At 59.4% G+C, this 4,847-nt stretch carries 5 protein-coding genes; all 5 read right to left on the reverse strand.

The window, feature by feature from the left end; genetic code table 11:
* Nucleotides 1-853, reverse strand: an 853-nt coding sequence (locus PMI18_RS06775; RefSeq protein WP_007904796.1) for a succinylglutamate desuccinylase/aspartoacylase family protein, incomplete at its 3' end; no start/stop codon positions are given.
* Between the two features lies 1 nt (nt 854).
* Nucleotides 855-1,553, reverse strand: coding sequence for an ABC transporter permease (locus tag PMI18_RS06770; RefSeq protein ID WP_007904797.1), 699 nt, complete (start codon nt 1,551-1,553; stop codon nt 855-857).
* Nucleotides 1,550-2,239, reverse strand: a complete 690-nt coding sequence (locus PMI18_RS06765) for an ABC transporter permease (RefSeq protein ID WP_007904805.1) — start codon at nt 2,237-2,239, stop codon at nt 1,550-1,552. Before PMI18_RS06765 ends, PMI18_RS06770 begins: the two co-directional genes overlap by 4 nt.
* Before the next feature lie 90 nt (nt 2,240-2,329).
* On the reverse strand, nt 2,330-3,103 hold the full coding sequence (locus PMI18_RS06760) for an ABC transporter substrate-binding protein (RefSeq protein ID WP_007904821.1): 774 nt from the start codon (nt 3,101-3,103) through the stop codon (nt 2,330-2,332).
* A 670-nt stretch (nt 3,104-3,773) separates the two neighbouring features.
* On the reverse strand, nt 3,774-4,847 hold a 1,074-nt coding region (locus tag PMI18_RS06755), incomplete at its 5' end, for an AMP-binding protein (protein WP_007904822.1).

Genomic DNA, 4,847 nt, shown 5'->3' on the forward strand with positions numbered 1-4,847 from the left:
GCAGGCCTTCGAAAGCCTCTTGCGCAGGTTTTGGCCACTCACCGCTGATCAAGCCTTGTTCGGCGAGGAACGCCAGAATGCCTTCGGCGTAAGCCTCTGCCTCTGGGCGGCCGGTATCGGATTGGCCGCCCAACTCGATGGTCGTCGCCAGGCACGCCAGTGGAATCTGCGCATCCGGAAACAGACGCGAGAGGCGCAGCCATGGCAGCGAGCACGCTTCATCAAAGGAGCTGCCGCCGGAATCTTCCGCCAACAGCCCGACCTTGACGTTCAAGTGTGCGGCCAGCGAACGCCAATGCGGCCAGTGTTGCGGCAAGGCGTACATGTGCAGCGCCGCTTCGCAATCGCAGTGCAAATCCAGCACCACGTCGGCAGTGCAGGCATGACTGAGCAAGATGCGCTGCATGCCTTGCAACTGACTGGCAGCCGGTGGCAATGCAGCCAGCACATCGCTCATGGTTTCACGGATCAAACGGACATTGGCGTGAGGATCATCCCCCAGGTGCCCTTGCAGCTCAGCGGCCACGGGCTCACTCAGCTCAACGAAATCCCGGTTGAAGTTCTTGCCGCTGCCGGCCTCGAAACGCCCCTGATGGTTACCCTGAAGCAGTTGACCGAGGCCCAGTGGGTTGGCCACCGGCACCAGTTCGATCACGCCGTTGAGCAAGCCTTGGGCTTCGAGTTCGGTCAGGCGCTTTTTCAGTTCCCAAGCGGTACGCATCCCAGGCAATTCATCGGCGTGTAGGCTGGCCTGGATGTAGGCCTTGCGCTCGCCAGCGCCGAAGCGGAACACCGAAATCCGGCGTTCGCTGCCCAGGTGGCTCCACGGCAATACATGATCGATGCGTTCCATATCAGTGCTTCCGCGGGGCCAGATAGCCCAGCCAGCGGTGCTCGGCCATCTTGAACAGGCGCACCAGAATGAAGGTCAGGCACAGGTAGAACACGCCGGCGGTGATGTAGGCTTCGAACGGCAAGTAGAACTGAGCGTTGACCGTGCGCGCGGCACCGGTGATGTCGATCAGGGTCACGATGGACGCCAGACTGGTGGTCTGCAGCATCATGATCACTTCGTTGCTGTACTGCGGCAGTGCCCGGCGCAGGGCCGACGGCAACAGGATCCGCTTGTACATTTTTATGCGTGACATGCCCATAGCCTTGGCCGCTTCGATCTCGCCGTTCGGCGTGGCGCGCAGGCTACCGGCGATGATTTCAGCGGTGTAGGCGCTGGTGTTGATGGCGAAGGCCAGGCACGCACAGAACGTGGCGCTGGACAGCCATGGCCAGAGGAAGCTTTCACGCACTGCTTCGAACTGCGCCAGGCCGTAGTAGATCAAAAACAGCTGCACCAGCATTGGCGTGCCGCGAATCACGTAGGTGAACAGCCAGGCACTCATGTTGACGACCGGCTGCTTGGAGACGCGCATCAGCCCCAGCGGCAGTGCCGCCAGCAAACCGAAGAACAGCGACAGCGCGAGCAGTTTGAGGGTGGTCATCAGGCCGCCGAAATACAGCGGCAAGGCCTCCCAAATGACGTTGTAGTCGAAGATCATAGATCAGCCGCCCTTACGCCTACCGAGTAGCGCTTCTCAAGGTGACGCAATGCCAGCAACGAGACGCTGGTGATCACCAGGTACATCGCCGCCACTGCGAGGAAGAAGGTGAAAGGCTCGCGGGTAGCGTCTGCCGCCTGCTTGGCCTTGAACATCATGTCTTGCAGACCGACCACCGAAATCAGCGCGGTCGCCTTGGTCAGTACCAGCCAGTTGTTGGTAAAACCCGGAATCGCCAGACGAATCATCTGCGGCACCAACACCCGGAAGAACACCTGAAAACTGCTCATGCCGTATGCCATGCCGGCTTCTGCCTGCCCCTTCGGGATTGCCATGAAGGCACCACGGAAAGTTTCCGACAGGTACGCACCGAAGATGAAACCCAGGGTGCCGATACCGGCGGCCAACGGGTTCAGGTCGATGTAGTCGTCATAACCGAGCATCGGCGCGACACGGTTGAGCAAGTCCTGGCCGCCATAGAAAATCAGCAGGATCAGCACCAGATCGGGAATACCGCGGATCACCGTGGAATACAGATCGCCCAGCCAGGCCAGCCAGCGTATCGGGGACAGACGCAGCGCAACGCCGATCAGACCCAGAACAATGGCCAGGACCATGGACGACAAGGCGAGCTGAAGCGTCAGCCATGCGCCATCGAGGATGACAGCCCCGTAGCCTTTCAACATGATTCAGGTCCTCGAAAGTTGGGATGAAAAAATGGCGCAAACCTCAGAGATCCTGTTGCTTGCGCCATTTCGGACTTGTTGCGGGGACGATTACTTGCCGTAGATATCGAAGGCGAAGTACTTGTCCTGGATTTGCTTGTACTTGCCGTTCTCGCGAATGGCCGTGATCGCGGTGTTGATCTTGTCTTTCAGCGCGTCGCCCTTGCGAACCGCGATACCCACGCCGTCGCCGAAGTATTTGACGTCGGTGAAGGCCGGGCCAACGAAGGCGAAGCCCTTGCCGGCGTCGGTTTTCAGGAAACCGTCATCCAGCAGGGTAGCGTCTGCCACGGTGCCGTCGAGGCGGCCAGCAGCCACGTCGAGGTAGATTTCGTTCTGCGAACCGTAAGGCTTGATCTCGGCACCCAGCGGGGCCAGGACTTCGCGGGCGAAACGTTCGTGGATCGAACCACGTTGCACGCCGATGTTCTTGCCCTTCAACTCAGCCAGGCTGTCGCTGACTGGAGTGCCGGCCTTCATGACCAGGCGAGCCGGGGTGTTGTAGTACTTGTTGGTGAAGTCCACGGACTTCTTGCGGTCTTCGGTGATCGACATGGACGACAGGATCGCGTCGATCTTGCGCACCTTGAGTGCCGGGATCAGGCCGTCGAACTCTTGCTCGACCCACACGCACTTGACCTTCATCTCTTCGCACAGGGCGTTGCCGATGTCGTAGTCGAAACCCACGATGCTGCCGTCCGGCGCCTTGGAGGCGAACGGAGGGTAAGCTGCTTCGATACCGATTTTTACGGGCTTGTCATCGGCGAAGGTCGGCAGGGACAGCACGGACAGTGCCAGGGCGCCAAGCAGCACAAGTTTCTTCATCTTGGGACTCCATCGGTAAAGGGCAAAAACGGCAGAGTGAGCGACAGCCCAATATGCGAATGGGTTAAACCGCAAAGCGGTGCTGCGTCCTAGGAACCGTGCGCTGATTTCAACGCAGGCAACGACGAGCAAGTGATCGGCATTCTAACGACAGGCCCGAAGCCGATATTTCTTCAATGCGACAACAAATTACAGATGCACTGAGAAAGCCGCTTGAGCGCGTTGACAGCCTTGCAATTTCATGCAAGAGCAAAAGACAGTGAACCGATCTATATTGCAAATTGCGGGCCTATTATTGGCAAACCCTTCTAATCCGGCAAGCGCAGCGTGGTGTCTTATTTTTCATGCCAGGTTGAGAGGCACTGAAACGGGGCTTTGCGTTTCCCATCGCCCCGTAGCGGAGCGCGCGGTTACACATTCAGTTACTTGGAGGGGGATGGGTAACAGTGGGAAATGGCCTACGGCGGACATCGATAATTATTGGCACTCCCGCTGATCGTTCCCACGCTCCGCGTGGGAATGCATCCCGTGACGCTCTGCGTCACAGCGTCAACGGCGGACGCGGAGCGTCCATAGCGGCATTCCCACGCGGAGCATGGGAACGATCGATACGAAAAAGCCCCATCAGGCTCAACACCTGACAGGGCTTCGATGACTCAAGAATCGGCGCTTACGCGACGTTCATGGTCTTGTGCGTATCAATCAGATGCTGCACCACACCCGGATCGGCCAGGGTCGAAATATCCCCCAACCCATCGTATTCCGCCGTCGCAATCTTGCGCAGAATCCGGCGCATGATCTTGCCCGAACGGGTTTTCGGCAGCCCTGGCGCCCACTGGATCACATCCGGCGAAGCAATCGGGCCGATTTCCTTACGCACCCAGTTTTTCAGTTCCAGGCGCAATTGCTCGCTTGGCTCTTCGCCACCGATCAACGTGACGTAGACATAAATGCCCTGACCCTTGATGTCATGCGGCACACCGACCACCGCCGCCTCGGCGACTTTCGGGTGCGCGACCATCGCGCTTTCAATCTCGGCGGTGCCCATGCGGTGGCCGGAGACGTTGAGCACGTCATCCACACGACCGGTGATCCAGTAGTAACCGTCTGCATCACGACGCGCACCGTCACCGGTGAAGTACATGCCACGGAACGTCTTGAAGTAAGTGTCGACGAAGCGGTCATGGTCGCCATACAGCGTACGCGCCTGGCCTGGCCACGAGTCGAGAATCACCAAGTTACCCTCGGCAACGCCTTCGATGATGTTGCCCAGGTTGTCCACCAGCGCCGGCACCACGCCGAAGAACGGACGCGCCGCAGAACCCGGCTTGAGGGCGTGAGCGCCCGGCAGCGGGCTCATCATGTTGCCGCCAGTTTCGGTCTGCCACCAGGTATCGACGATCGGGCAACGGGATTGGCCGACATTCTTGTAGTACCAATCCCAGGCTTCCGGGTTAATCGGCTCACCGACCGAACCCAACAGACGCAGGCTGCTGCCATCGGCGCCTTCTACAGCGGCAGTGCCCGAGGCCATCATCGCGCGGATCGCGGTCGGTGCGGTGTAGAGAATGTTGACCTTGTGTTTGTCGACGATCTTCGCCACCCGGGTGATGTCCGGGTAATTCGGTACGCCTTCGAACAGCAACGTGGTCGCGCCGTTGGCCAGCGGGCCGTAGACGATATACGAGTGGCCAGTAACCCAGCCGACGTCGGCGGTGCACCAGTAGATTTCGCCCGGACGGTA

The organism is Pseudomonas sp. GM102 (genome assembly GCF_000282555.1).
In the GTDB taxonomy this organism is placed as follows: Bacteria; Pseudomonadota; Gammaproteobacteria; order Pseudomonadales; family Pseudomonadaceae; genus Aquipseudomonas.